Genomic DNA, 25,548 nt, shown 5'->3' on the forward strand with positions numbered 1-25,548 from the left:
CTGAAGAATGGTGAATGGAGTGGCCGCCGCTTCAGAGCGCCTCGTCGACTTCGATCATCTTGCCGAGGATGGTCTCCCAGGTGTGGGCGTCCTCGAGGATCTCGTTGGAGAACATGCAACCGTCCCAACAGAAGTGCTTCATCCCGCGGGCGGCGGCGTCCTTGAGCCAGAAGGCCGAGCACTTGGCGATGTCGAGCTTGCCGTTTGGATCGTCGGCGCGGCAATGGCGGCCGGTCTTGTCGTGGCTGCCGGTGCCGTGGACGGTGCCGTCGTTCTGGGCGACGTGGAAGTCGATGGTCCACGGGCGCAGCGCGTCGGTGAGCGTCTTGTAGGCGGGCCAGAATTCCTCGTCGGTGTAGCCTTCCTTGAGCAAGGCGGCCTCGGGCGCATTGTAGCCCATGAGGTAGAGGTAGGTGTGGGCGAGGTCGGCCTGGAAGCCAACGGTCTCCGGCATGCCGGTCGCTTCAAGCGTGTCGATCATCGCCTTCCACGAATGCATGCCGCCCCAACAGATCTCGCCCTCGGCAGCGAGGCGCTCGCCGTGTTGGGCAGCGACCTTGCCAGCTTCACGCCAGGTCTCGGCGATCTTCTTGGTATTACCCGCAGGATCTTCCGACCAGTCGTGAACGCCGCCGGCGGAGTCGATGCGGATGAGGCCATACTCGCGCACGCCGTGCGCCTTGAGGATGTCGGCGATGCGGCAGGCTTTCTCGACCGCGAGAACGAAGTTCTTGCGGTCGTCATCGGAGCCGAAAGCCGGGCCGCCGACGGTGCCCGGCCAGACCGGGGCCACCAGCGAGCCGACCTTCAGGCCGTGCGCCGCGATCTGGTCGGCCATCGCCTTGATCGCGTCGTCGGAAGCGTCGGGATCGGTGTGTGGGTGAAACAGGAACAGGTCCACGCCGTCGTACTTGCGGCCATTGACGGAGGCGGCGGCGGTCATTTCGAGCATGCGCTCGAGCGAGATCGGCGGATGGTCGGTGCCGGGTTCCTTCCCGACCAGGCCGGGCCACATGGCATTGTGAAGTTTCATGATCTTGGGTGGTAGATGTTGGGTGGTAGGTGACTCAAAGTCCTGTTTGCGGATGCCTTGATGTTAGAGAACGAAATTCCAGTCGACGGCCGACTCGATAGTTGCGCCGGATTCACCGGTGATCACGACCTTGCCGGGACCGGCGGGAACGATGGATGTCACGCGGCCGAACTTCTCCGGCACGGCGGCGACTGCCTGGGCGAGATGCAGCGAGACGGTCTCATCCTTTCGGAAATGACGCGTCGTGGGCACGCCTTCCGCAGCGAGCGGGTTGGTGCGGGAAACGTCCACGGGATCGGCGAAGTACGAACAGACCTCCTCGATGCCCATGCGGCCGAGGTGACGGCCATTCCATGGCGCGCCGTGGCGGCCGCCATTGGAGATCCACAGAATGGTCGAGGGGAAGTCGGCAGGATTCTTCAGCGAGAACCACACGTAGCCATCGAGCACCGCAGCCGACCACGCAAAGGGCTGCTCCGCCGTGGCGGGCGCCGCGTGCATCATCACGAGATCCTCGAAACCCTGGCGCGCCGGATACTTCGAAACATCGGTCGTCCCGCCCGTGGAGAGAGGAACCTCGCGAAGGTCGGTGAAAGTCCCGGAGGGCTTCAGCGCACCATATTCGCGATTGAGGGGATTCGAAAACAAACCGCGGTAAACAGAGCCCCAGCGGAATGGCGAAACGCTGACCAAACCCTCTCCTTCGGTAAGCAATGAGAAGTCGATCACCGGATGATTGCCGTAGCTGTAGTGGCCCTCGACTCCTGAAATACGATGCTCGCAGTAGATCGCTGTCTCACCCTCCCGAAGAATGACAATTTTCTCCAGCCAGCCACCCGAATCTGGGTCATCCATGCCGAGGTGGAGCCGGTCATCACCGCCGGCGACGATCTTCCACTCGGCATTCGCCGCGACACCGTGCGGCGGGGCGCTTTTCTGCGGACCGAAGGGGAAGCAGAGGAAGTCACCCCGCAGAACCGTCAGCAATGGCGGGAGTGCCTCGTCCACCTCATCGGGCGTCCACGGGGCCAGCGCGTAGGGCGAAACGGTGCGGTCGCCGAGCCTGAACTCGACCGGTGCCATATGCCCCGCGCGGCAGGAAATCCACAGCGTTACCCGGTCTAGGGTTAGCTTCCAGCTCGGCTCGCCGTGGACAAGATCGTTCATCAATGCAGGCGATTCAGAAAAAATCTCACAAAAACGGAAGCAAAATCACATGACCTACAAAAATGTGTAGCCCTCCCGAGCCCCGGTCCTTTACTCACAAATCCACCATGAACATCGGCTTCAACCTGCTCCTCTGGACCCCCGCCCTTCAGGAAGACCAGTTTCACCTCCTCACCTCCCTGAAGAATGCCGGCTATGACGGCGTGGAACTGCCGGTATTCTCGGCCGACACCAATCACTACAAGGTCGTCGGCAAGGCCCTCGCCGACCAAGGCCTGCGCTCGACCGCGGTGACCGTGATTCCTGACGAAGCCCACAACCCGAGCAGCCCCGAAGCCGCCAACCGCGCCGGAGCGGTGGATTTCCTCAAGGGAATCGTCGATTCCTGCCACGCCGCCGGCACCGAGATCCTGATGGGCCCCTACCACCAGCCGCTAGGCGTGTTTTCCGGCAACAGCCCGACGAAGGACGAATGGCAGTGGGCTGCCGAGGTGCACCGCGAGGTCGCGGACTACGCCCAGCAGGCCGGGGTGAAGCTGGTGATCGAGTGGCTGAACCGCTTCGAGTGCTACTTCATCACCACCATGGGGCAGGGCGCCGAATATGCCGCGCTGGTGAACCACCCGAACTTCACGACGATGTTCGACACCTTCCACGCGAACATCGAGGAGAAGGACCCGGCCGCCACCTTGATGAAATACATCAAGAGCGTCGGCCACGTGCACATCTCGGAGAATGACCGCGGCACCCCGGGCACCGGCCACGCCGCGATACGCGAAAGCATCCAGGTGCTCAAGGAAGAAGGCTACACCGGCTGGCTGACCATCGAGGCCTTCGGCCGCGCGCTGCCCGAGCTGGCCGCCGCGACCCGCGTCTGGCGCGACCTGTTCCCCTCACCGGAGGAAGTTTACACCAAGGGCATCGCGTATATCCGCGAGTGCCTGAAGTAGCTCGTTGGCTACTTGCAGTTGATTTTCGGTGAGCCCTCCAGCGTCAGCGCTTGGAGGGCGCAATGAACTGCCAAGAAATGCCAGCGGGTTTGGCGTTTCCGCGGCTTTCGTTGGGACTTGAGACTTCAAGCGAAGCCCTTCCCTACTTCCCGATACAAAACTGGCTGAAAATGGCACCGAGGATGGCCTCGGTATCCACCTTACCAACAATCTCGCCTAGGGCATCGAGAGCGCCCCGCAGTTCTAGCGCGGCGAGTTCAGGCGCAGCGGCGCTTTCTAGCAAGACCTCCGCCGCCTCCAACGATTCGTCGGCGCGGCGCAGGCAGTCGCGGTGGCGGGTATTGATCGCCACCGCGTGTTCACCCCAGTCGGCCTCGCCGAGGTCGAGCGCCTCGCGGATGACGCGGCGGAGCTGATCGAGGCCGACGCCCGTATTGCATGAAAGCCGGACACCGCCGTGGTCCGACCAGTCGGCATGTTCGCCGAGGTCGGACTTGTTGAGAACGGTTACAGTGCGGTTGCTCTCCGGCAGCTCGACGGCGCTTTCGGCGGCAGGCAGCGAGGCGTCGCGCACGACCAGCAGGAGATCGGCCCGGCCGGCCTCATGAAGCGTGCGGCGGATCCCCTCCTGCTCCACGCCACCGGCTTCCGCGCGCAGGCCGGCGGTATCGACCAGGCGGAGCGGCACTCCATCGAGAATGATCGTTTCCTCGATGGTATCGCGGGTGGTCCCCGCTTCGTCGCTGACGATGGCACGCTCGCTGCCGAGCAGGAGATTGAGCAGGCTGGATTTGCCCGCATTGGGCCGGCCACAGATGACCGTGCGGACGCCTTCGCGGAGGATTCTCCCCTGCTCTGCCGTGGCGAGCAGCTTCGTAATCCCGTCACGGGCGGCGGCCACGCGGGCCATGAATAGAGCGCCGGTGTCGGGATCGATGTCCTCCTCCGGAAAGTCGATCCACGCCTCAAGGTGGGCGACCACGCCGATGAGATCCTCCCGCAAGCGGACGGCCTCGCGACCGATGCCGCCTTCTAGCTGCTCATGGGCGGCGCGCAGGGCCAGATCGCTCTGCGCCGAGATCAGATCCATGATCGCCTCGGCCTGGGTCAGGTCGAGCTTGCCGTGAAGGAAAGCGCGCTCGGTGAACTCGCCGGGACCGGCAGATCGTGCACCACACTCCAACAATCGCTCCAGCACCCGGCGGGTAACGAGGCGGCCACCGTGGCAGGCAATCTCAACGACCGGTTCGCCCGTGAAGCTACGGCTGTCGCGAAAGACGGTCAGAAGGACATCATCAAGCACGCGTCCCTCGGCGTCGCGGACCTTGGCGCGGGTGGCCCGGCGTTCTTCGGCGCGGCCCGCGGCCCCGCGACAAGCGCGGTCGGCGATTTCCTCTGCCTGCGGACCGGAAAGGCGGATCAGGGCAACCGCCGCGGTGCCGCCGCCGCTGGCGAGCGCCACAATGGTCTCGGTGGTGGACGCGGTCATTTGCGCGGTGTGTCCACCGCTTGGCCACCAATGCCAAGGAATTCCCAGCAAATGAATCGCTTCACCGAGAGTTCCGGCACCGGATCCTTGGTCCACTCAAGTTCGATCGTGGCGGTGCGGGTCTTGGGCCGCGCATCCTTCACGCCGCGCCAGTTCAGGATGGAAAGCGAGCGGCCGGCCTCGGAATCGACCGGGACATCCACCCGCATCGAGTCCGTCTTATGGGCGGGATCGACCATGCGGTAGGTCTTCATGCCAGTCCGGTCCTTTCCCTGCTGGGGCACGTCCTCCACCACGAACAGCCGGAAGACGCCGCTGGCACCCGGATTGGCGAGCTCGGTGAAATTCCGGAACGTGCGGTGCTTGGTCTGAATGAAGGTCTCCCAGTCGAGGCGCAGGCCATCAGGCGTACGCTTGAGGAAGACGTGGACTTTGACCGGCTCGGAGGTGAAATTGTCCGCGCGAGCGAGCGACGAAAGCAACAGGTCCGGCTCATCCAGGCCGGTCTGGACCTCGACCGGGGCGAGCGGGCGGAAGAAATCGCGCATCTCGAACTGCGGCGGCTGATCGTAGCGCATCATGAAGATGCCGCGCTTGCGATCTTCCGGCGGGAGTTGCTCCACGGAGAAGCCCGACAACGGCGTGTCCGAGTCGTCAATGCGACCGGGGCCGTAAAACTGCTCCATGGTCATCAGCAAGTCGCTGCCGTTGATGGAAAAGGCGGCCTTGCCCGGAGCGGAATCGGCGGCAAGGAACTCGGAGAGGATCTGCTTTGCTTCCGCCTGCCAACCGGTCTCCAAATACTCCTTCTCCCGGAGCTGGGCCTGAATGTTCGGATTGAGCGTCGGCCTTGCGACCGCCCGCTGCTGGTTCATCGAGTTGGAAAGGAACCACCAGGTGCCCATGGCGAGGGCCATCAGCGCCAGGAGCACCAGACAGGGTACCACGATCTTGCGGCGGGATGCGGGAGCTGCCTTGAGCTGTGGAGCGGGTCTGTCGTGGGAGACGGACTCCCTTGGCGGAGCAGGTTTGACCGGTCCCGGGCCGGGTGGCATGCCCGCAGAGGATCCAGGAGCGGCACCCACCGGCGCAGCGGCCATCGAGGCGGGAGACGCCACCGATGCCGGCCGCGGAACGGCTAGCGCCTGTTCCTGCGCCATCACTTTCTGGACTTCGAGCGTCTGCCTCGCGGCAAGCATGCGATCCACCGCCAGAGCTTTCTCTGATTGCAGCGCCTGCTCGGCAAGATGCGCCTTGCGGGCGGATTCTGCCTGCTCGCGTTCGGCGGTGCGGACCCGTTCTTCGGCGGCCGCTTTCTCGGCAGCCCGGGCCTTCTCCATCGCCTGGGTCATTGCCTTCTCTTCGGCGAGGGCCTGGGCAGCAGCGCGGGCGCGCTCGGAAGCCATGACGCGCTCGGCAGCCAAGGCTCGTTCCGCCACGGCCGCCTTTTCCTCGGCACGCGCCTTCTCCTCGGCGAGAGCTTTCTCGGCCGCCAACGCCCGATCGGCGGCAGCAAATTTTTCTTGGTCGCGGGCGCGTTGCGCAGCGAGTTCGCGCTCGGCCGCTGCATGAGCTTCCGCACGTGCCCTTTCCTCAACGAGGCGTCGTTCCTCCTCGGCCTTGGCACGTTCGGCGGCGAGAGCTTTATCGGCCGCGGCCTTGGCCTCGGCGCGAGCCCTTTCCTCGGCCCGGGCGCGTTCCTCCTCCGCCTTCGCACGCTCAAGAGCAAGGGTTCGCTCGGCAGCCGCCTGAGCCTCCGCGCGAGCCTTTTCCTCGGCAAGACGCCGCTCTTCCTCGGCCCGGACACGTTCGGCAGCGAGAGCTTTCTCGGCGGCAGCCTTGGCTTCAGCACGGGCCTTCTCTTCGGCGAGACGGCGCTCTTCCTCGGCTTTGGCACGCTCGGCGGCGAATGCCTTCTCGGCGGCGGCCCGTGCTTCGGCGCGGGCATTCTCCTCGGCCTTGATTCGTTCTTCCTCGAGTGCCTTGCGGGTCGCGACTGCCTGCGCTTCGGCGCGGGCCCTCTCCATGGCCAAAGCCTGCTCGATCTCGGCCATCCGTGCTTCGGCCTTGGCGCGCTCTTCGGCCAACGCCTTCTCGGCAGTGAGCGCACGTTCCGCGGCGGCGGCAGTCTCCGCAGCACGGGCCCTTTCGTGAGCCAAGGCGCGCTCGGCAGCAGCGGCCCGTTCTTCAATCAGAGCTTTCTCGGCAGCCAGCACCAATTCGGCTTGCCGCGATTCCTCGGCAGCGCGGGACTTGGCTTCCGCTTCGGCCTTTTCCTTGGCCAGCGTTTCCTCGATCGCCCGGGCCCTTGCCTCGGCGCGGGCCTTCTCTTCGGCCAGCACGCGTTCGGATGCCAAGGCACGCTCAGCTTCGCGGGTGCGTTCCTCGGCGCGGGATTTCTCCTCGGCGAGCGCACGTTCCGCGACCAATGCCCGCTCCATGGCGGCATTCTTGGCTTCGGCTTCGGCCAGTTGCTTGGCGTGAACTTTCTCCGCCTCCGCGGCAATCTCGGCACCGCGAGCCTTCTCGGCCGCGAGCGCAAGTTCGGCCGCGTGGGCGCGCTGGGCGGACGCAGCCTTTTCGTCGGCGAAAACCTGCTGGTTCGCCTTGGCCTTCTCGGCTTCCGCGGCGATCGAGGCCACCCGGGCTCTCTCGGCGGCGAGCGCCCGTTCGGCCACGGCGGCTCTTTCATCCGACTCCGCCTTCTGCTTGGCCCTCGCTGCCTCCGCTGCCAAATCGCCGCTACGGGCTCTTTCCGAAGCGAGTGCCCGTTCGGCCGCCAAGGCCCGCTCGGCGGCTGCCGCACGTTCCTCGGCCTGGGCCTTTTCACGGACATGAGACTTGGCCAATTCCTCGGCCCGCGACCAAGCGTCGTGCTTTGGCGCTTCTTCGACGCGAGAAGCTTCCTCGGCAAAAGGCGAGCGCGCCAGATACGACGGTGGCAAAGGCGGCGGAGCCACCGGCTTGCTCGACTCCGCCACGGGCACAGGCACCGGCACTGGCACGGCCTTCTCGGTCACCACCACTGCCGGCACTTCGACCTTGGCCTCCAGTCGCTGCGGTTCCGCCTCATTGCCCGTCGGCGACGTGATCGTACCGCCGCAATGCGGGCACGGCCCGGTCATTGGGGGCATGTCTTTGGGGACGAGAATCCTCCCGCTGCAATGATTGCAGCGGAATTCCCGCTGGTCCTGGAAGGCGACAGATCCCGGCATCAGCTTTTGAGGCCGTTAGAAATAGGCCCAGCCGTCTCGACTGTCAAACCACCTAAAGGGATATCTTTAGACGGCTGCGGCTGATAGCACACTGTCGAGCACCTCCAGGCAGCGGCGGTTCTGCGCCGGCGTGCCGATGGAAATGCGGACCCAGTCCGGCAGCTTGTAGCCACTCATGGCACGGATGATCACGCCGTGCTTGAGCATGTCGCGGAACACCCGGTCGCCTTCGCCGACCTTCACGAGGATGAAATTCGCCACGCTCGGGACGAACTCCAGCCCGCGCTCGCGGAAAGCAGCCTCGTAAAAGGCGAGACCTTCCTTGTTGATCGCCTTGGTCTTGTTGACGTGGTCGGCATCCTCCAACGCGGCGAGCGCGCCGGCTTGGGCGATGGCGTTTGTGTTGAAAGGCTGGCGTGCCTTTTGGAGGACTTCGGCGAGGTGCTTCGGCGCGAGCCCGTAGCCGATCCGCAGCGCGGCGAGGCCGTGGATCTTCGAGCAGGTCCGCAGCACGCAGACATTGCGGCCTTCGCGGATGTATTTGATGACATCCGGGGCATCGTCGAGGAACTCGTGGTAGGCCTCGTCGAAGGCCACCACCACGTGCTCCGGCACCCGGGCCATGAATCGGTCGAGCGCCTCTTGGCCGACCATCGTGCCGGTGGGATTGTTGGGATTGGCAATGAACAAAAGCCGCGTGTCCGGCGTGATCGCGTCCGCCATCCCTTCGAGATCGTGAACAAACCCGGGATCCGCCACTTCCACGTATTTCGCGCCAAACAGCGTGGCCATCAGCTTGTAGACGACGAAGGCGTGCTCGGCGGCAATCAGCTCGGCCTTCGGATTGAGAAAGCTGTGGCAAAGGATCTCGATGATCTCGTTGGAGCCGTTGCCGAGCACCACATTGGAAAGCTCCAGGTCGAACTTCTTCGCGATGGCGCTGCGCAGCTTCCAGCCGCCGCCATCCGGGTAAATGTGCGACTCGTCGAGCGCCTTGCGCATGGCTTCCTTCGCCAGCGGCGACGGGCCCAGCGGGTTCTCATTGGAGGCGACCTTGACGATGTCGGAGGGATCCAGTCCCAGCTCGCGTGCGGTCTCGTCGATCGGTTTTCCGGGCTCGTAAGCGATCAGGTCGCAGACGAAGCGGTTGGCGAATTGCTCGATGGCCATGCGCGGACGCTAGGCGGCGGTTTTCCGCCCCGCAACCCGCAAGATGGGCAGCGTCGTCACGACGGAACCAACAGCGTGAAGGGCCACCACGGCAGGTTGCGCACCAGGCCGAAAACCACCACGAGCCCCGCCAACGACCACGCGAGCCACGGCGGCACGCCATGGACCGGTTGCCCCTTCCACTCACGCCACACCGCCCTGCCGACCACGCCAAATCCCGCGGCGGCGATCAGCACCACCGCGGCATTCATCGTCAACGCGCCGGCCAGATCGCCCTGCAGCAAACGCACCGCGCAACGCGTCCCTCCGCAGCCGGGACAGCTCAGGCCCGTCCACTCATGGATCAGGCAGCCCGGCAAGGCCGTGGACCACCAGGAACTCGACACGCGAAGGAGCAGCGCACCCGCCACGCCGGCCACTGCCAGCAAGGTCCAGGGGCGCTGCACTCCGCGCATCATTCAGCGCTGCTGCTGCTTGGCCTTTTCCGCCTCGAACTTCTCGCGGAACTCCTGACGCTGTGCTTCGGGGATCCACTTGAGGATCATGTCCTCCGTTTCTTGCGGAGAAAGGGTCGATGCCCAAATGGTCAATGCCGCGAAGACAGCGGCTCCGAGCAAACCCAGATAGCCGAGAATCAGCCCCGTGCGGGCCATGCCTTTGCCACCGTTCGCCGCCGGATTGGCCTTGACCTTGGAGATGGCGATGTGTCCGAGGACCACCGCGACCAACGCCAACGGACCGGCGAGATACCACACACAGCACCCGAGGAATGCGAGAATGCCGCAGACCATCGATCCGATCGCCAGGCCCTGGGAGGGGGGCTGGCCCGGGATCATCTGGGCTGGAGTCGGCGAGCCCGCGGGCGACGATGGGGCCTGGTAAGGCGACGGAGCTCCGCCGAATACCGACGGCGGCGGCCCTTCCTCCCTCACGGGTGCCTCGATCTTGAGCTGGGGGATCTGTCCGACCGGCAGCCAGTCGGACATGCCTTCGCACCACCCCAGATCGTTTGGTCCGATCTCGCCCATGGCGATTCGGCTTTTCATGTCTTCGGTGGACAGCGGCCCCTGCTGCGAGCCGTTCTTTGCGTAAAACCAGTTCATGATGTCGGGAATGATCTAGGGATACGCCGAGGAAATGGCGAATACGAAAAACAGGATGAATCCCACACTCATGGCGATGCCAATGTAGCCCAGCACCAATCCCGCAATGGCCATGCCACGTCCGGCCATCGGCAGGGAGCTGCCATTGATCTGGGAAAGGGCGAGATGCCCGCAGATGACGGCGGGCAGCCCCAACAACCCGTGGATGTAGCACGCGACGATCCCGACGATCCCGCAGACCATGCTGGCAATCGCCAAGCCGCTGGTCGGCGCGACCGGTTGATAGTAGCCCGGCACGTAGCCACCAGGGCCCGGCGTGATATACGGGGTCACAACATCCCCCCGTAGTTCCGGAACCGAGCTGAGCGGCAGCCAATCCTTCATGCCGTCACGCCAGACCAGCGTCTCGGGGCTGACGCCGCCGGAGGCGATCAGCGCCCGGAGTTCCTGCTCTTCCACCGGGCCGCTCTGACCGGCCGAGGATCCGTAGTACCAGTGGGGCATGACGTTATGATGTTAGGAAGCGCTCGGCAGCGAGCGGGTAGGATCGGTTTCGGCAGCATAGTCCACGCCAGCGAGGCCGAAGCCGAAGAGGCGGTAGAACTCCTTCTGATAGCCCTCGAAATCCGCCACGTCGTCAAGCGTCTCGGTGGTCACCGTGCCCCAGATCTTCTCGACCTCGGCCTGCACCTCGGGACGCATCTCCCAATCGTCGATGCGGACGCGGCCCTTTTCGTCGAGCTGAGGCCCGCCATCCGCGCCGTAGTGATCGGCGAACAGGCGGTGGATCTGCTCGATGCAGCCCTCATGGAGGCCCTTCGCCTTCATGATCTTGTAGAGGATGGAGATATATAGCGGCACCACCGGGATCGCCGAGCTGGCCTGCGTGACGAGCGCCTTGTTCACCGAAACGACCGCGGTGCCCTCGCCGAAGGCGGCGTTCAGATCCTTGGCAGTCTGCTCCAGGTGGAGCTTGGCGCGGCCGATCGTGCCATCGGTGTAAATCGCCCATGTCAGCTCGGGGCCGATGTAGGAATAAGCCACCGTCTTGAAGCCGTCCGCCAGCACGCCGGCAGCTTTCATCGCGTCGATCCACAGCTTCCAGTCCTCGCCGCCCATGACCTTCACGGTCTGCGCGATCTCGTCCGCGTTTGCGGGCTCGATGGTCACGCTATCGACCTGCTTCTTGTCGGTGTTGAGGTTCTTGTTGGTGTAGGTCTCGCCGGTCGGCTTGAGCACCGACTTGTAAACTTCGCCGGTATTCGGGTCGGTCCGCCGCGGTGAGGCGAGGCTGTAAATGATCATGTCCACCTGGCCGAGGTCGGCCTTGATGGCGTCGATCACCTGCTGCTTCATCTCATTCGAGAAGGCGTCGCCATTGAAGCTCCTGGCGTAGAGGCCTTCCTTGGCAGCGGCATTCTCAAAGGCGACCGAGTTGTACCAGCCGGCCGTGCCGCACTTGCCTTCGCTGCTCTCCTTTTCGAAGAACACCCCGATGGTCGAGGCTCCGCCGCCGAACGCCGGCACGATCCGCGAGGAAAGCCCGTAACCCGTTGAGGACCCAACTACCAGCACGCGCTTCGGGGCATTCTTCAGCGGGGGCTTCGACTTCACGTAGTCGATCTGCTCCTGGACATGGGCGGCGCACCCGTCGGGATGAGCGGTGGTGCAGATGAATCCGCGGATTTTCGGGGAAATGATCATATCGGCCCGGGTTTTCTGACCGCTTTCCTCACGGGAGGCAAGCAGCTTGCCCCGCTGGGTCCGCGGAGCCTCCGGCCCGCAGAAGCACCGCAAAAGCCCGCCTCCCGTTCAGGCCCGCATCGCCTCCACCCCGCCCTCGCACCTCCGGCCAGCTCCTAAAGCTTGTCACGTTCGCCTTTTCGTGTATTTTCCTCCCGGTGATCAGGAACTTTGCGGACGCCACCACCGAGACGATCTTTCTCGGCGGGGAACTCAACCGCAAGGAAGCCAAGCGACTCGGAACCCTCGACACGACCAAGGCATTCGAACGCCTCGCAATCCTCAACGAAGCGGATGAGAAAACCCTGCTCCTGACGCCCTTCCTCCACTACCACCGCCTGAAGGGCAGCTCCAGATACTCCATCGACGCGGACTCGCGAAGATCCCCATGGCGCATCACCTTCCAGTGGGAGAACTCGGTGATGAAGGACGTCCAACTGGTCAAGATCGAAGACATCCACTGAAACCTCACCGGACATGAAAACGAAAGTCACCGCCATCGCCCGGGATCCGCTCAAGGTCCCCAAGCCCCTCTCCAACGCCGCCGCCGCCGTCATCAGGGACACGCTTGAGCATCATGGCGTCTCGCAAGCTGAGGCCGCAAAGGCGATGAAGATTAGCACCGCCCAACTCAGCGACGTCATCCGGCAGCGCAAGGGAGTCAGTGCCGCCATGGCCCTGCGCTTCCAGTTTTGCTTCGGCGTCCCGGCGGACCTCATCATCCGCCTGCAAGCGCAGCACGATTTCCAAAAGGCTTACCACACCAAGGGGCCGGAAATCCGCCAGGAGGTCAAAGCCCTCACCTGAGTTCCGCCGCGCAGATGGATCACCTCCACTCGGATGGATCCATCCCATAGAACCTCACCAATTCCGCATAAATCTCCGGCTCCTCGCGCTTCAGGCCCTTGGCGCGCTCGAAGAAGGTCTCGGTGGCCACCGCGAAAAACTCGGCCGGACTCTCCGCACCGTAGTCGTCCAACACGCTGCGCTTGCCGGCATTCACCCGCTCGCAGAAGGCATCGTACGCCGGAAGGAAGGCCTCCGACCACTTGCCGTAGTCCTCGAGTTCCTCCAACTCCGGCACCCCATCCGCGGCACCATCGCTCTGGTCGAGTTGATGGGCGAACTCGTGCAGCACCACGTTCAGGCCGTCCTCGGGATTCAGGTCGCCCTGCTTCACGGTCTCCCACGATAGCACCACGCTGCCGTAGCCCCACGATTCACCGAGGCGGATGTCTTCCATCCCCCACTCGTCTTTCACGGTGAAGGCATCCGGATAGACGAGGATACTACGAAGCCTCTCGTAGAAGTCCTGCGGTCGCCGCGCGATCAGCAGGCAGGCCGGTGCCGCGATCGCGAGGCGCATTTCTTCCGTCACCTCGGCGAGACCGCCGCAGGCCTCGAAAGTCATCTCGGACAGGAAGACATGCATCCACCCCTCGGTCTCCATCCGGATCTCTTCGGGGACCTCTTCCCACAGCGGAAAGGCCTCGGCCACGATCCCCCGCTGCCGCGCATCGAGGCGCAACGACTGCAGCTTGCGACGACGGCGCGCGGCGCAACCGGCGTGCCAGAAGACAAGGACCGCCACCACAGCCAGCCCACCTAGCAGAATCCACAAGCCATCGGTCATGATCCCGCTCCCGTCTTGCGAGCTACCAGCCACACCAAGGTGCCACCGAGCGTCAGGCCACCGCAGAAGATCACCCAGAACCAGCCGTCCACGAAGTCTGGGAGATCGACATTCATGCCGAAGAGTCCGCCAAGCGCCACCAAGGGCAGGAAAAAGCCCGCGAGCAGGTTCAGTCGAAACGCGATCTTGTTGAGCTTCTCCGCCGTCGCTTGCTGCTCCTCGCCACGCTCGGCTTTCCAAAACTCCAGTGTCAGCTTCGCGTCGTGGCTGAGCTGCTCGGACGCACGTTCGACTTCCCGGGCGCGGTCGCGGTAGGATCTCAACTCGCGGTTATCCTCATCGTGCACCAGCGTTTGGTCGATCGCCAGGCCAAGGTTGCGGGACGCCCGGCCCAGCGGTGCCGCGATCCTCGCGAGGTCGAAGATCTCCTGCGCGGTGTCCGCCTCGTCGATGATATCCTCTTTCTCGTCGAGGAGCTTGGTATAGCGGTCGAGCAGCTCGCCGAGCTTGCGCAGCCCCTTGTGCCCGCCGTTATCGATCCACGTCTCATCCTGCCTCCGCCAGAAGATCAGCGGCACGCGGTCTGGAGAACCCGCTTCGGGGACCTCGTGGACCACCAGCAACAACTCATCTCGCCCGACCACACAACGCTGGTTGCCGGGACGGTTGCTCAGTTGATCCAAGATCTCGTCCTCGCATTCGAAGAACTGCGGGAGGTAGGGAAAGTCGCTGCACTTCGACATCGCGGCTGGATTTCAATCCGGCGGACGCGAATCGGAAATCCCAAAGTGTTGCACGGCACACCATGACGTGGATCGCACGCCTCCATGCGGAAAACCCGTCCGACGGTCGCAGCGGGACCGTCCCAAAGGGAGCCGCGCCTGCTCATGCCTCTCGATTCCTGCGTCATTCATCCCCGAACCTGACGCACCATGAGCCAGAATTGCCTCGCCGCCCAACCCCACCAGTCCTGTAGTCTGCTGGCATTCATTTCCTGGGTTTCCGCCTTTCCCCTTCCCACCCCCACACCGAATCTCGCCATGACCGCCAATGAGCAGGCCATTTACAACGAGGCTCTGCAGCGAATCGAAGAGTGCCGCCGCAGTGGCGGAGCCGTGCTCAATCTTTGCGGCATTGGCCTCACCTGTCTGCCCCCGGAGGTTGGCAGGCTCACCGCACTGACGGAGCTTTACCTTCACAGCAACCAGTTGACCTCCCTGCCGCCCGAAATCGGCGGGCTCACCGCGCTGACAGAACTTTCCCTCCACAGCAACCAGTTGACCTCCCTGCCGCGCGAAATCGGCAAGCTCACCGCGCTGACCACGCTTTCCCTCAACCGCAATCAACTTGCCACCCTGCCGCCCGAAATCGGCAAGCTCACCGCACTGACCACGCTTTCCCTCAACCGCAATCAACTCGCCACCTTGCCACCCGAAATCGGCAAGCTCGCCGCGCTGAGAGAGCTTTACCTTCACAGCAATCAACTGACCGCCCTGCCGTCCGACATCGGCAAGCTCACCGCGCTGAGGGAGCTTTACCTCGATCGCAACCAATTGGCCACCCTGCCATCCGACATCGGCAAGCTCACCGCGCTAACGGAGCTTTACCTCGATCGCAACCAGTTGGCCACCCTGCCATCTGAGATAGGAAAGCTCGCCCCACTGACGACACTTAATCTCAATCGCAACCAATTGGGCGCCCTGCCATCCGACATCGGCAAGCTCGCCGCGCTGACGACGCTTTACCTCCACGGCAACCAACTGGCGACCTTGCCACCCGACATCGGCAAGCTCTCCGCACTGAGGACGCTTTCGCTCAACAGCAACCAACTGGCCACCTTGCCCCCCGACATCGGCAAGCTCACCGCACTGACGGCGCTCAATCTCGACAGCAACCAATTGACCACCCTGCCAACCGAGATCGGCAGGCTCACCGCGCTGACGACGCTTTCCCTCCACAGCAACCAACTCGCCACCCTGCCACCCGACATCAGCAGGCTCACGGCACTGAGGACGCTTTATCTCGACCACAATCAACTGGCCACCTTGCCGCCCGAGATCGGCAAGCTCACCGCATTGACGAAGCTTTCCCTCCATCGCAACCAATTGATCAGCCTGCCACCCGAGATTGGCAAGCTCACGACATTGACGACGCTTTCCCTCAACAGCAACCAACTCGCCGCCCTGCCACCGAACATCGGCAGGCTCCCCGCACTGATGGAGATCTTCCTTCATGAGAATCCGGGATTGGGCATCCCCGAGTCCGTCCTTGGTCCCACGCTTCGCGAGGTGCACCATCCCTTGAATCCGGCTCCGCCCACGAGCCCCCGGGCGATCTTCGATTTCTATTTTGCTCTCCAGCAGCAGGGCGAAGCACCGATGCGGGAAGTCAGGACGCTGCTGGTGGGGCGCGGACGGGTGGGCAAGACGTCCTTGATCAAGGCGCTACAAAACAGGCCGGTGGATCTCCAGGAGAAGGAAACGCCGGGGATCTCCGTGGAGGAGTTGCCGCTGCACTGCGCGCAGGCTGATGCCACGGCCCGTATCTGGGACTTCGGCGGCCAGGAATTCCTCCATGGCACCCACCAGATCTTTCTAAGCGAGCGCTGTGTCTACGTGTTGGTCATGGAGGGCCGGGAGGGTAGTTGGGAGCAGGAAACGGACTACTGGCTGCGCTTCATCCAGAGCTTCGGCGGAGACAGTCCGGTGATCGTGGCACTGGGGAAATACGACCTGCACCCCTTTTCAGTGGACCGGCACCGACTGAAGGAGCGGTGCCCGCATATCGCAGGATTCGTGCAGGTGGATGCCGTCACGGGCCGAGGCATCGCGGAGTTGCGCACCCTGCTGGAGGAGACAGTGAGCGGGATGCCAGAGGTGTGGCACGGCGTGCCCAAGAAGTGGCACCGCATCAAGCAGGAACTGGAGTCAATGGCGAGCAGCCACTTGGCCTATCGGGAGTATCAGGCGCTCTGCCGCAGGCTTGATGTGACGGCGGAGGGCGAGCAGGACAGCCTGGCGCAGACGCTGCACCGGCTGGGGGTCGCGCTGAACTTCCGCGACCACCACCGGCTGCGAAATACCAGCGTGCTCAAGCCGCAATGGGTGACGGAGGCGATCTACGGGCTGATTCGCCACACCCAGCAGCAAGATTGCCACGGCGTGCTGAGGGAAGAGGACCTCGGGGAGGCTCTCAAGCCAGCGGAAGAGTATCCGCCGGAGTTGCATGGCTTCGTGTTGGGCCTGATGGAAAAATTCGAGGTGGCCTTCACGCTCGGGGAGACGCATGCCTCCGGAAAGAGCTGGCTGATCCCGGAGTTGCTTGGGGAAGAACAGCCGGACGCTTTCCTCCAATTCCGGAGTGAGGGAGTACGCCGCCTGCGCTTCTCCTACCCGGAGGCCCTGCCGCCGGGCCTGCTACCGCGACTGATCGTCAGGACCCGGGAGATGAGCGACTCCCACCCTGGTTGGCGCTGGCGCAGCGGGGTGGTGCTGGAGTGGTGCGGCTGCCAGGCATTGGTCCGGCTGGATCGGTTGGAACGTAGGACGGATGTCGCCATATGCGGTGGCACCCTGGAAGAGCGACAGGCCCTGTTCGATATCATCCGTTCCCACTTGATCGTGCTCCACGGAAACGTGCGCGCGGTTGAAGAAACCGAGATCGACGGCCATCCGGGTGTCTGGGTGAAAGTGGCGAAACTCCGGTTGGAGGAACGCAAGGGCACCAAACAATTCGACGAATTGATATCCGATGTCGAGGAGGCTGCGGTCGAGGTCTCTAAGGAACTGGACCAAGTGGAGAGCGATGCCGCCACTGAAGCCAGCGGGCCGGACCCGAAACGGAGAATCCATCTCTTTATCAGCTATGCCCATGTGAACGAGAAGGAGCTCATTCCTTTCCGCCAGAATCTGGCGCTCCTGAGCCAGCAGGGCTACATCCAGATCTGGCACGACCGGAATCTGGTGGCGGGTGAGAAGTGGGAAACGGGCGTCCTGGATGAATTGGGCCGGGCCGAAATCGTATTGCTGTTCTACACCACGGGCGCCCGGATCTCTTCCTTCATCCAGAAGACGGAGCTGAGAATTTCACTGGACCGATCGGACAAGAATGAATGCGTCTTGATTTGGGTGCCCCTGGAGAGGAACGACTTGGATAAGACGCATCCTCTCGAGAAGCGGCTAAGCGCCATCACTTGCGGGACGGTGGACAAGAAAAAGATCTACGACTTCGAGCCCAACCAAATCGGGTGGATGCAAGTGGAAGAGTCCATCCGCAACGCGGTGGAGAAAAGGAGATGTCTGGCGGGAGACAAAGATCATTTGGGACCGCGTTTCCCGGGGCATTGAACCGGGAACGGGAGCTACCTCTGATTCCACACCACAAGCTCATCGTAGCGCACGCCCTTGCCGCCGAAGATGTCGAGGGCAGAGCCGACGGTTACGTCCACCTTGCCGCCGGAGAGCTGCTGGACCTCCTCGACATCGGCCATGGAAGCGGCGCCGCCGGCGTAGGTGATGGGGCGGCCGGCCCAGGCTCCGAGCATGGCGACGAGGTCGCCATCGATGCCACCGCAGAGGCCTTCGACGTCGGCGGCGTGGATCAGGAATTCGTCGCACCACGGGGCGAGGCGATCGAGCGTGGCCGGGGTGACGTCGAGGTCGGTGTGGGTTTGCCAGCGGTCCATCGCCACGGTCCAGCCGGTGGCGGTGCGGCGGCAGGAAAGATCGATGACGAGACGGTCCGGGCCGATGGTCTCGACGAGTTCTAACACGCGGTTCTCCGAGAAGGCCGCGCCTTCGAAAAGCCATGAGGTGACGATGACGTGCGAGGCTCCGGCGGCGAGCCACTCGGGGGCATTGCCGGCGTGGATGGCGCCGCCGATTTGCAGCCCGCCGGGCCAAGCGGCGAGCGCTTCTTTGGCCGCGTCGTCGTTGCCGGGGCCGAGCTTGATGACGTGGCCGCCGGTCAACCCGTCGCGGCGGAACATTCCGGAGAACTCCCCCGCCCCGGCGCTGGCGACGAAATTCTCCTGCGGTCCCGGCCCATCGTCGCGCAACGTGCCGCCGACGATCTGCTTCACCTTTCCCTGGTGGAGGTCGATGCACGGGCGGAACTTAGTCTTCGTCATGGCCCGCGAGCCATCGCCGCGGCGGGCGCGGGCGTCAAGCGTAGTCAAAGTGGTCCGCACTCTCCGAGTGCGGTCGGAAGCCGCTATGGTGGTTGTCGGAGATCTTAGGTGCCTCCGGCCAACCGCACTCGGAGAGTGCGGACCACTCTCGCCTTGCCCGCACCGCCCTGATGCGCGACACCGCGGGCGTGGAACGCGAAGGACTGCCGCCCGACCGCCGCTTGCGCCAGGAAATCTTGTTCGCTCGCGAGCGGGTCTATCGCTTCGGCGAGCCGACGCCGTTGGAGCACTTGTCACTCCCGGGCGTCGAGGTCTGGGTGAAGCGCGAGGACCTCTCCCCGATCAAGGCCTACAAGTGGCGCGGTGCCTGCAATCGCATGGCGGTCCTCACCACGGAAGAAAAAGCCGTCGGCGTGGTCACCGCCTCGGCCGGCAACCATGCCCAAGGCGTCGCCCTCGCCGCGCGTGCGCTGGGGATCGAGACCCGCATCTACATGCCGCGCTCGACGCCGCGCGTGAAACAGAGCGCCGTCCGCCACCACGGCGCGGACCGCGTGGAGATCATCCTGACCGGTGATAGCTACGACGAAGCGGTCGCCGCCGCGCTCGACGACGCAGCCGCCAGCGGCGCGACGTACATCCACGCCTACGACGACGTGCTGGTCATGGCGGGCCAAGGCACGCTCGCCGACGAGGTGGTCCTTTCCGGCCACGGTCCTTTCGATGTCGCCTACCTTCAAATCGGCGGCGGCGGCATGGCGGCCGGGGTTTCGGAGTGGCTGAAGACCTACTGGCCCGACATCGAGATCGTCGGTGTCGAAGGCGTCGGCCAGGCCTCGATGAAGGCCGCGCTTGAAGCGGGCACTCCGGTGGCCCTCGACCAGGTGGACATTTTCTGTGACGGCACCGCGGTGCGGAAGGCCGGCTCCCATCCCTTCGAAATCCTGCGCACCACGCTCAGCCGCATCGAAACGGTCACCAATGCCGAGGTCAGCCGCGCCATCCGCACCCTGTGGGAAGGCCTGCGCTGCGTCTCGGAGCCATCCGGCGCGCTCGGCCTCGCCGCCGTGATGAAGAACCGCGAGCAACTCGCCGGAAAGCGCGTGCTGGTGGTGGTCTCGGGCGCGAACATCGATTTCCTACAGATCGGCCTGATCGCTCAATCGGAAGGCTCGTCGCAAAGCGCGTCGCGCACGCTGCGGGTCCGCATCCCCGAGCGCCCCGGCACCATGTTGGAGCTGCTCGACACCTGCTTCGAGGGCGTGAATATCGCCGACTTCCAATACGGTAAGCTCCATGAAAGCGAGGCGTGGCCGGCCTTCACTATCACCGCCGAGGACCCCGCGGTGCTCGATGCCCTGCCGGAAAAGCTGCAATCACGCGGCTTCGAGTGGGAAGACCTCACCGGAGCCATCGACATCGCCTTCCGCGCGATCCCATTGCGCGGCGATTTGTTAGAGTGCGCGGCATTCCTGCGCCTCGATTTCTATGAGCGCCCCGGCGCGCTCCATGACTTCCTCGACAAGCTCGTCCGCGGCCGGGCGAACCTGTGCTATTTCAACTACCGCCAATCCGGCGAACGGATCGGCCGAGCGCTGATCGGCCTCGATTTCGCGGATGAAGCGAAGCGCCGCGAGTTCCTCGAGTCCGTCCCCGAGCACGGCGACGGCTACCGTTCCTGTAAGGAAGTGGACCAGGCGACCAGCGAGCGACTGGTAGGCCGCTGACTGGCTGACACGACGGGCGGCGTTTCACTGATGAAATCCGGTTCAGACGGGCGTAGAGTCGCGCCATGGACGAAGTTTCACGACGCGGATTCGTAGGCACGGCGCTGGCCGGCATGGCAGCGCTCACGGCGAAGGCGGCTGCCCAGCAACCAGCGGCGGAGCCGAAGCCTTTCCGCGATCCCTTCGTCTATCGCTTCAAGATCGGCGATCTGGAGGCCTTTTCCATCAGCGACTGCAATCTCGGCCTCGGCGAAGGCCTCGACCTGATGTGGCCGCAGGAGGACCGGCCAAAGATGAAGGAGGAAATGGTGCGCCACGGCGAACGCATGGGGCCGCTGCCACTCTACGTGAACATTCTCGTCGTGCGCTCGGGCAGCGACGTGCTGCTTTTCGACGCGGGCTTCGGCAAGGGCGGCAATCCGAAGATGGGCTGGCTACAGGAAGGTCTCGCAGCGGTCGGCATCTCGCCGGACCAAGTGACGGCGGGCTTTCTCAGCCATGCGCACGCTGATCACCTCAATGGCTTCGTGAGTCAAGGTAAGCCGGCATTCCCGAACGCGGTGGTCTATCTGCTGGAAGAAGAACTGGCCTTCTGGCGCTCGCCCGAGCCGGACTTTTCCAAGAGCAAGCGCAACAAGAACCAGATCCCCGGGATGATCAAGGAGGTGCGCGGGCACTTCGATACGCTGCAGGAAAAGCTGCGCCCCGTGAAGGGAGGCACCGAGGTGCTCGGCGGCATCGTCCGCATCGAGGCCGCACCGGGACACACCGACGGACACGCCTGTTTCCGGATTCGCTCCGGCAACGATGAACTGCTACATCTGATGGACCTCGCCCACCATCACCTGCTGATGTTCGCCGATGCGAATTGGACGATTGCCTTCGACCACGACCCTGTCGTCGCGGTCGAAACGCGGAAGAAGTATTGGACCGAAGCTGTCGAGAAGCACACGCGCTGCCTGGGTTTCCACCTGCCATGGCCGGGACTCGGACACATCGTCACCGAGGGCAGCGGCTATCGGTGGGCGACCGAGGCGTGGCGGTGGGGCTAATCAATAGAGACCCAAGTTGACCGGAGACCTCTTATGATCGGTCTTGATGATCCATTCTGGGAGCAGGTGAAATGCGGATACGGGGTTCTCTACAATCCCGTGCCGGCTCTGCGGCGCCTCGAAGCAGCACAGACTGCCAAGGAGGAGAGCCAGGCATTCGTCGAGCTGTGGGACAACCTCCATCATCAAGGAGACCTCGGGATCGGCTCCTATGCCTGTGTCCCTCAGATTGTGCGGATCGGCCATGTGAGGGCCCCAATGACTCCCGACTTCTTCGCGCTGATCGCGGTCATCGAGATCGAGCGACATGAGAACGGTAATCCAAAGATGTCGCGCGAGTTCGTTGATGACTATCTACATGCGTTGTCCTTGATCCCGGACCTGATTGCAAAGGCGTCACCTCCCAAGTGGGACCAGTCAATGATCGGATCAACCTGTTCGGCCTTGGCCGCCTCGAAGGGCAACCGGCTTCTCGCCAGAGCCTATCTGGAGATGACCGAAGACAACGCGATCCCGTTTCTCCGCGAGGAGATCGGTTACGAACCCTGAATCCGATCCCGTCGGATCGAATCCAGACGTGCCTCGGCGGCACCACCACTCACAGTGCCTTCACCGCATCCCAGATCCGGTCCGCAATATGCGCATAGCCGTGCTTGCCCTTCGCGGTCGCGAGTTCCGCCTCGGTCAGCCGGATCGGCGGTCCGATGTGGAGGGAAATCTGCGTGAAGCGGACGCGGCCGGAGCCGCGTGGCAGGGCCTCACGCGCGCCGCGGATGCGGATCGGCTGGATCACCGCATTGGACTTCACTGCGATCAGGCCCACGCCGGGCTGGGCGGGGCCGAACTTGCCATCGAGGCTGCGCTCACCTTCGGGAAAGATGAGCACCCGCTTGTCGTTGGAGAGCAGCTTGATGATCGTCTTGAGACTCGTCATGTCCGGCCGGTCTTGATCGACCGGGATGGAATTCCACGCGAGGTAGATCCACTTGAGCAGCGGGCCGGTCATCAGCGACTTGCGGGCGAGATAGAACATCTCGTCGTGGTAAAGCGTGCCGATCAGCGGCGGGTCGAGGAAGCTCTCGTGATTCGCAGCGATGAGCACCGCACCCTCGGTGACGAGGTGCTCGCGACCGACGACCTTCAGGCCGAAGAGCGAGCGATAGGCACTACCGAAGAGGGACCAACCGAGCCAGTAAATCCAACGCATGAGGAGGTTGTGAAGGGTGTCAGGCAGGCATTGCGAAGCCTTGGCCGCGCAGGATTTCCAAAGCAGCCGCCACGCCGGATTCGATGGTGTGGCCGGAAGTGTCGAGAATCGCGGCACCGTCGGCGATCTTGAGCGGAGCCGTCTCGCGGCGGCTGTCGGCATGATCGCGAGCAGCCACACTGTCCACTTCACCGACCTCTTCGCGACGGGCTTCGCGCACGTTCGGATCGGCGTCCATGTAAATCTTATAGGGCGTTTCCGGAAAGACGACGCTGCCGATGTCGCGGCCTTCCATCACCACGTCGCCCAACTTGAGGAAGTCGCGCTGGAGGGACACGAGGCACTCGCGGACTTCCGGGACTGCGGAAACGGCCGAGACGTGGGCGTTGACTTCCTCGCTGCGGAGCTCGTCGCCGGGATCGACTCCATCGACCTTCACGGTGGAGACCATGCCATCGACACCGCACTCGAGTTCCATGTCGCGCAGCGCCTGGACCACCGCCTCGCGGTTGTTAGGATCGATGCCGCGCTGGAGAACCTTCCACGTCACGGCGCGATACATGGAACCGGAGTTGACCATGATCAGCCCGAGCTTTTGCGACAAGATACGGGCGAGCGTGCTCTTGCCGGAGGCGGCTGGCCCGTCGATGGCGATGGCGCGGTGAAGGATCATGCGGGGACGGTCGGCAGGTCGTAGTCGGCCAGGTCCTTGCTCTCGGCGAGGACGGCGGCGAGTTGCTTGGAAAAGCCCGGATAGGAGGTGTTCACGCAGTCGGTGTTGCGGATCACCGTTTCACCGCTGGCGAAGAGGCCGGCGATGGCGAAGGCCATGGCAATGCGGTGGTCGCCGTGGCTTTCGATGGTCGCCGCATGCAGAGGTGCGCCGCCAGTGATCTCCATGCCATCTTCGAATTCCTCGATCTGGCCACCCATTGCACGCAGGCCTTCGACCACGGTGGAAATGCGGTCGGTTTCCTTCACGCGCAGTTCCTTGGCATTCCGGATGACGGTCTTGCCCTCGGCCATGGCGGCGGCCACGGCGATGACCGGGATCTCATCGATGAGGTTCGGGATCTCAGCGCGGAGCAGTTCGGTGCCGGTGAGCTTCGCGCCGCGAATCTCGACGTCGCCGATCGGCTCGCCATCGTCGGTGGACAGCACCGTGCGAGTGATCTGCGCACCCATGCGCTCGATCACATCGAGCACGGCGGTGCGGGTAGGATTGAGGCCGACGTTCTTAATGACGAGCCGCGCACCGGGCAAGGCAGCCGCGGCAACCACCCAGAAGGCAGCGCTCGAAATGTCGCCGGGGACGCGGAAGTCGCGGGCCTGCGGAACCTGGCCGCCTTCGATCGAGATGGCATTGCCCTCGGTGACGATTTTGACCCCGAAGGACTCGAGCATCCGCTCGGTGTGGTCGCGGGTGTCGGCCGGTTGGACGGCGGTGGTGACTCCTTCGCAAAACATGCCGGCGAGCAACACGGCGCTCTTCACCTGGGCGCTGGCGACCGGCAGTTCATAGCGGATCGGGTGGAGCTGGCTGCCGTGGATCTTGAGCGGCGCGCAGCCGGGCTTCTCGCCGAGGCAATCGATCTTCGCGCCCATTTCGCCGAGCGGGACCGTGATGCGGCCCATCGGGCGGCCGGAAAGGGACTCGTCGCCGAAAAGCTCCGTCTCGAACGATTGGCCGGCGAATAGGCCGGCCAGTAGGCGCATGCCAGTGCCCGAATTCCCGCAATCGATGGGTTTCGCCGGGGCTTCCAGCTTCATGCTGCGGCCATGGATGCGCATCGAGGTCGGGCCGAAGCCGGGCATTTCCTCTAGCACGTCGACCTTCACGCCGCAGGCCTTCATGGCCCCCAGCGTGTTCAGGCAATCCTCGCTCGGCAGGAAGTTGCGGACCGTGGAAACGCCGTCCGCGAGGCCGGCAATCATCGCCGCACGATGGGACATGCTCTTGTCGCCGGGCACCGGAAAGGCGGCGTCCAGCGTGCGGATCGATCGGACTCGGAACTCGCTCATGGAAAGTGGTTTCAGTCGCGGCGGAGGGATGCGTCCCGGGCTCGCTTTGCGTCCTCCAGCCAGTGGCGCAGCGCTTCATGGTCGTCTGCCTCCAGCATGGCAAGCATTTCACTCATCTCGCGGATGCCATGACTCAGGACTCCGCGCAGCGCATCGCGGTTCTCCATCACGATCTCAGTCCACATCGCGGGGTCCCCCCCCGCCACGCGGGTGGTGTCGCGCAGGCCACCGCCGCCGAAATTCCCATCGGCGGGATTTTCAAGGGCGACCTTGGCAGCGGCCGCGGCGATCAAGTGCGGAAAATGGCTGATCCGGGCGACCAGCGCGTCATGACCGGCGGCATCGAGCCACGAAACCCGGCAGCCGAGGCTTTCCCAAAAGCACTGGAGCTTGCCCGCCCACGGCTCCCCTACCCGGTCATCGTCGGTCAGAAGACAGGCGGCACCGTCGAACAGCGCCGCATCGGCCGCGCCCATGCCGGTTTGCTCGGAGCCGGCCATCGGGTGGCTGCCAATGAATTTCCCGCCGGTCCGGGTGAGCAGCGGCTGCAATACCCGGTGTGGCGCGGCTTTCACGCTGCCGACGTCGGAGACCAAGGCATCGCGCGAAAGCCCGGCCGTCTGCGCCGAGAGCAGCACGGTGGCCATGGCACCCACAGGAGTGGAAAGCACCACCAAATCCGCACCTTTAACCGCCTCCGCCATCTCGCCGGTAGCTCCCAGAATGCCCCGTTCCCGGGCAGTTGCGACCGTCTCCGCCCGCCGGGCCCACAGTCCTACCGGGGTCGCAGGAAACTGGCGGGCCAACGCCAGCGCGAGCGAGCCGCCTAGCAGCCCGCCGCCGAGAATGGCGACCTTTTCAAACTCCATCGGGGATCGGTGGGAATGAAGGAGCCGGGCCCGAACGGGA

23 protein-coding genes are annotated in these 25,548 nt (G+C 64.0%); 7 read left to right on the forward strand and 16 right to left on the reverse strand.

Translation table 11 applies throughout. The features are described from left to right. Nucleotides 1-31: 31 nt before the first annotated feature. Nucleotides 32-1,033: a sugar phosphate isomerase/epimerase family protein gene (locus OKA05_RS03235; RefSeq protein WP_264485660.1), complete on the reverse strand. Its 1,002-nt coding sequence runs from the start codon at nucleotides 1,031-1,033 to the stop codon at nucleotides 32-34. A 63-nt stretch (nucleotides 1,034-1,096) separates the two neighbouring features. Next, nucleotides 1,097-2,200, reverse strand: coding sequence for a hypothetical protein (locus tag OKA05_RS03240; RefSeq protein ID WP_264485661.1), 1,104 nt, complete (start codon nucleotides 2,198-2,200; stop codon nucleotides 1,097-1,099). Nucleotides 2,201-2,307: 107 nt separating this feature from the next. Between OKA05_RS03240 and OKA05_RS03245 the strand changes: the two genes are divergently transcribed. Beyond that, entirely contained in the window at nucleotides 2,308-3,150 is an 843-nt protein-coding gene (locus OKA05_RS03245; RefSeq protein WP_264485662.1) for a sugar phosphate isomerase/epimerase family protein, read from the forward strand. A gap of 142 nt (nucleotides 3,151-3,292) precedes the next feature. On the opposite strand, the gene mnmE is transcribed toward OKA05_RS03245, so the two are convergent. The 7 genes from mnmE to fabV form a co-directional block, all read right to left on the reverse strand. Further along, nucleotides 3,293-4,639, reverse strand: coding sequence for a tRNA uridine-5-carboxymethylaminomethyl(34) synthesis GTPase MnmE (gene mnmE, locus OKA05_RS03250; protein ID WP_264485663.1), 1,347 nt, complete (start codon nucleotides 4,637-4,639; stop codon nucleotides 3,293-3,295). After that, the gene (locus OKA05_RS03255; RefSeq protein WP_264485664.1) at nucleotides 4,636-7,764 is read right to left on the reverse strand and encodes a hypothetical protein; all 3,129 of its coding nucleotides are present in this window, start codon (nucleotides 7,762-7,764) and stop codon (nucleotides 4,636-4,638) included. The genes mnmE and OKA05_RS03255 overlap by 4 nt, the downstream gene beginning before the upstream one ends. Nucleotides 7,765-7,920: 156 nt before the next feature. After that, nucleotides 7,921-9,024, reverse strand: coding sequence for a histidinol-phosphate transaminase (gene hisC, locus OKA05_RS03260; protein ID WP_264485665.1), 1,104 nt, complete (start codon nucleotides 9,022-9,024; stop codon nucleotides 7,921-7,923). A 56-nt stretch (nucleotides 9,025-9,080) separates the two neighbouring features. Continuing rightward, nucleotides 9,081-9,470, reverse strand: a complete 390-nt coding sequence (locus OKA05_RS03265; protein ID WP_264485666.1) for a DUF2752 domain-containing protein — start codon at nucleotides 9,468-9,470, stop codon at nucleotides 9,081-9,083. A 12-nt stretch (nucleotides 9,471-9,482) separates the two neighbouring features. After that, nucleotides 9,483-10,127 carry a GYF domain-containing protein gene (locus tag OKA05_RS03270; protein WP_264485667.1) on the reverse strand — a complete coding sequence of 215 codons (645 nt, stop codon included), beginning with the start codon at nucleotides 10,125-10,127 and terminating at the stop codon, nucleotides 9,483-9,485. A 15-nt stretch (nucleotides 10,128-10,142) separates the two neighbouring features. Beyond that, nucleotides 10,143-10,631: a GYF domain-containing protein gene (locus OKA05_RS03275; RefSeq protein WP_264485668.1), complete on the reverse strand. Its 489-nt coding sequence runs from the start codon at nucleotides 10,629-10,631 to the stop codon at nucleotides 10,143-10,145. 12 nt (nucleotides 10,632-10,643) lie between these two features. Further along, nucleotides 10,644-11,831, reverse strand: coding sequence for an enoyl-ACP reductase FabV (gene fabV / locus OKA05_RS03280; RefSeq protein ID WP_264485669.1), 1,188 nt, complete (start codon nucleotides 11,829-11,831; stop codon nucleotides 10,644-10,646). Between the two features lie 197 nt (nucleotides 11,832-12,028). Between fabV and OKA05_RS03285 the strand changes: the two genes are divergently transcribed. Both OKA05_RS03285 and OKA05_RS03290 read left to right on the forward strand, forming a co-directional pair. Then, nucleotides 12,029-12,334, forward strand: a complete 306-nt coding sequence (locus OKA05_RS03285) for a hypothetical protein (RefSeq protein ID WP_264485670.1) — start codon at nucleotides 12,029-12,031, stop codon at nucleotides 12,332-12,334. Between the two features lie 13 nt (nucleotides 12,335-12,347). After that, nucleotides 12,348-12,677, forward strand: coding sequence for a HigA family addiction module antitoxin (locus OKA05_RS03290; protein WP_264485671.1), 330 nt, complete (start codon nucleotides 12,348-12,350; stop codon nucleotides 12,675-12,677). A gap of 19 nt (nucleotides 12,678-12,696) precedes the next feature. On the opposite strand, the gene OKA05_RS03295 is transcribed toward OKA05_RS03290, so the two are convergent. Then, nucleotides 12,697-13,503, reverse strand: coding sequence for a M90 family metallopeptidase (locus tag OKA05_RS03295; protein ID WP_264485672.1), 807 nt, complete (start codon nucleotides 13,501-13,503; stop codon nucleotides 12,697-12,699). Beyond that, complete coding sequence (locus OKA05_RS03300; RefSeq protein ID WP_264485673.1) at nucleotides 13,500-14,246, reverse strand: CorA family divalent cation transporter; 747 nt, start codon at nucleotides 14,244-14,246, stop codon at nucleotides 13,500-13,502. The genes OKA05_RS03295 and OKA05_RS03300 overlap by 4 nt, the downstream gene beginning before the upstream one ends. Nucleotides 14,247-14,435: 189 nt before the next feature. Between OKA05_RS03300 and OKA05_RS03305 the strand changes: the two genes are divergently transcribed. Then, on the forward strand, nucleotides 14,436-17,849 hold the full coding sequence (locus tag OKA05_RS03305) for a leucine-rich repeat domain-containing protein (RefSeq protein WP_264485674.1): 3,414 nt from the start codon (nucleotides 14,436-14,438) through the stop codon (nucleotides 17,847-17,849). Nucleotides 17,850-17,863: 14 nt separating this feature from the next. Here the strand turns inward: OKA05_RS03305 and hisA are convergent, their stop codons facing one another. After that, a complete protein-coding gene (gene hisA, locus OKA05_RS03310) occupies nucleotides 17,864-18,631 on the reverse strand; it encodes a phosphoribosylformimino-5-aminoimidazole carboxamide ribotide isomerase (protein WP_264485675.1) in 768 nt (255 codons plus the stop codon). A gap of 170 nt (nucleotides 18,632-18,801) precedes the next feature. Between hisA and OKA05_RS03315 the strand changes: the two genes are divergently transcribed. The 3 genes from OKA05_RS03315 (at nucleotide 18,802) to OKA05_RS03325 (ending at nucleotide 21,959) form a co-directional block, all read left to right on the forward strand. Continuing rightward, nucleotides 18,802-20,358, forward strand: coding sequence for a pyridoxal-phosphate dependent enzyme (locus OKA05_RS03315; RefSeq protein WP_264485676.1), 1,557 nt, complete (start codon nucleotides 18,802-18,804; stop codon nucleotides 20,356-20,358). 65 nt (nucleotides 20,359-20,423) lie between these two features. After that, complete coding sequence (locus tag OKA05_RS03320) at nucleotides 20,424-21,410, forward strand: MBL fold metallo-hydrolase (RefSeq protein WP_264485677.1); 987 nt, start codon at nucleotides 20,424-20,426, stop codon at nucleotides 21,408-21,410. Between the two features lie 33 nt (nucleotides 21,411-21,443). Beyond that, entirely contained in the window at nucleotides 21,444-21,959 is a 516-nt protein-coding gene (locus OKA05_RS03325) for a hypothetical protein (protein WP_264485678.1), read from the forward strand. A gap of 49 nt (nucleotides 21,960-22,008) precedes the next feature. Here the strand turns inward: OKA05_RS03325 and OKA05_RS03330 are convergent, their stop codons facing one another. Genes OKA05_RS03330 through OKA05_RS03345 form a run of 4 tightly spaced genes read right to left on the reverse strand, consistent with a single transcriptional unit; the run spans nucleotide 22,009 to nucleotide 25,508 of the window. Then, nucleotides 22,009-22,617 carry a lysophospholipid acyltransferase family protein gene (locus tag OKA05_RS03330; RefSeq protein WP_264485679.1) on the reverse strand — a complete coding sequence of 203 codons (609 nt, stop codon included), beginning with the start codon at nucleotides 22,615-22,617 and terminating at the stop codon, nucleotides 22,009-22,011. Between the two features lie 19 nt (nucleotides 22,618-22,636). Then, on the reverse strand, nucleotides 22,637-23,290 hold the full coding sequence (cmk, locus tag OKA05_RS03335; RefSeq protein ID WP_264485680.1) for a (d)CMP kinase: 654 nt from the start codon (nucleotides 23,288-23,290) through the stop codon (nucleotides 22,637-22,639). Further along, on the reverse strand, nucleotides 23,287-24,639 hold the full coding sequence (aroA, locus tag OKA05_RS03340; protein WP_264485681.1) for a 3-phosphoshikimate 1-carboxyvinyltransferase: 1,353 nt from the start codon (nucleotides 24,637-24,639) through the stop codon (nucleotides 23,287-23,289). Before aroA ends, cmk begins: the two co-directional genes overlap by 4 nt. An 11-nt stretch (nucleotides 24,640-24,650) precedes the next feature. After that, nucleotides 24,651-25,508 carry a prephenate dehydrogenase gene (locus tag OKA05_RS03345; RefSeq protein ID WP_264485682.1) on the reverse strand — a complete coding sequence of 286 codons (858 nt, stop codon included), beginning with the start codon at nucleotides 25,506-25,508 and terminating at the stop codon, nucleotides 24,651-24,653. Nucleotides 25,509-25,548: the final 40 nt, after the last annotated feature.

Source organism: Luteolibacter arcticus, from assembly GCF_025950235.1.
Lineage (GTDB): Bacteria > Verrucomicrobiota > Verrucomicrobiia > Verrucomicrobiales > Akkermansiaceae > Haloferula > Haloferula arctica.

Bases quoted from the DNA above. Each gene is read 5' to 3' on its own strand.
- OKA05_RS03235 (WP_264485660.1), bottom strand. From the start codon at position 1,033: ATGAAACTTCACAATGCCATGTGGCCCGGCCTGGTCGGGAAGGAACCC.
- OKA05_RS03240 (WP_264485661.1), bottom strand. From the start codon at position 2,200: ATGAACGATCTTGTCCACGGCGAGCCGAGCTGGAAGCTAACCCTAGAC.
- OKA05_RS03245 (WP_264485662.1), top strand. From the start codon at position 2,308: ATGAACATCGGCTTCAACCTGCTCCTCTGGACCCCCGCCCTTCAGGAA.
- mnmE (WP_264485663.1), bottom strand. From the start codon at position 4,639: ATGACCGCGTCCACCACCGAGACCATTGTGGCGCTCGCCAGCGGCGGC.
- OKA05_RS03255 (WP_264485664.1), bottom strand. From the start codon at position 7,764: ATGACCGGGCCGTGCCCGCATTGCGGCGGTACGATCACGTCGCCGACG.
- hisC (WP_264485665.1), bottom strand. From the start codon at position 9,024: ATGGCCATCGAGCAATTCGCCAACCGCTTCGTCTGCGACCTGATCGCT.
- OKA05_RS03270 (WP_264485667.1), bottom strand. From the start codon at position 10,127: ATGAACTGGTTTTACGCAAAGAACGGCTCGCAGCAGGGGCCGCTGTCC.
- OKA05_RS03275 (WP_264485668.1), bottom strand. From the start codon at position 10,631: ATGCCCCACTGGTACTACGGATCCTCGGCCGGTCAGAGCGGCCCGGTG.
- fabV (WP_264485669.1), bottom strand. From the start codon at position 11,831: ATGATCATTTCCCCGAAAATCCGCGGATTCATCTGCACCACCGCTCAT.
- OKA05_RS03290 (WP_264485671.1), top strand. From the start codon at position 12,348: ATGAAAACGAAAGTCACCGCCATCGCCCGGGATCCGCTCAAGGTCCCC.
- OKA05_RS03295 (WP_264485672.1), bottom strand. From the start codon at position 13,503: ATGACCGATGGCTTGTGGATTCTGCTAGGTGGGCTGGCTGTGGTGGCG.
- OKA05_RS03300 (WP_264485673.1), bottom strand. From the start codon at position 14,246: ATGTCGAAGTGCAGCGACTTTCCCTACCTCCCGCAGTTCTTCGAATGC.
- OKA05_RS03305 (WP_264485674.1), top strand. From the start codon at position 14,436: ATGAGCCAGAATTGCCTCGCCGCCCAACCCCACCAGTCCTGTAGTCTG.
- hisA (WP_264485675.1), bottom strand. From the start codon at position 18,631: ATGACGAAGACTAAGTTCCGCCCGTGCATCGACCTCCACCAGGGAAAG.
- OKA05_RS03315 (WP_264485676.1), top strand. From the start codon at position 18,802: ATGCGCGACACCGCGGGCGTGGAACGCGAAGGACTGCCGCCCGACCGC.
- OKA05_RS03320 (WP_264485677.1), top strand. From the start codon at position 20,424: ATGGACGAAGTTTCACGACGCGGATTCGTAGGCACGGCGCTGGCCGGC.
- OKA05_RS03325 (WP_264485678.1), top strand. From the start codon at position 21,444: ATGATCGGTCTTGATGATCCATTCTGGGAGCAGGTGAAATGCGGATAC.
- OKA05_RS03330 (WP_264485679.1), bottom strand. From the start codon at position 22,617: ATGCGTTGGATTTACTGGCTCGGTTGGTCCCTCTTCGGTAGTGCCTAT.
- cmk (WP_264485680.1), bottom strand. From the start codon at position 23,290: ATGATCCTTCACCGCGCCATCGCCATCGACGGGCCAGCCGCCTCCGGC.
- aroA (WP_264485681.1), bottom strand. From the start codon at position 24,639: ATGAGCGAGTTCCGAGTCCGATCGATCCGCACGCTGGACGCCGCCTTT.
- OKA05_RS03345 (WP_264485682.1), bottom strand. From the start codon at position 25,508: ATGGAGTTTGAAAAGGTCGCCATTCTCGGCGGCGGGCTGCTAGGCGGC.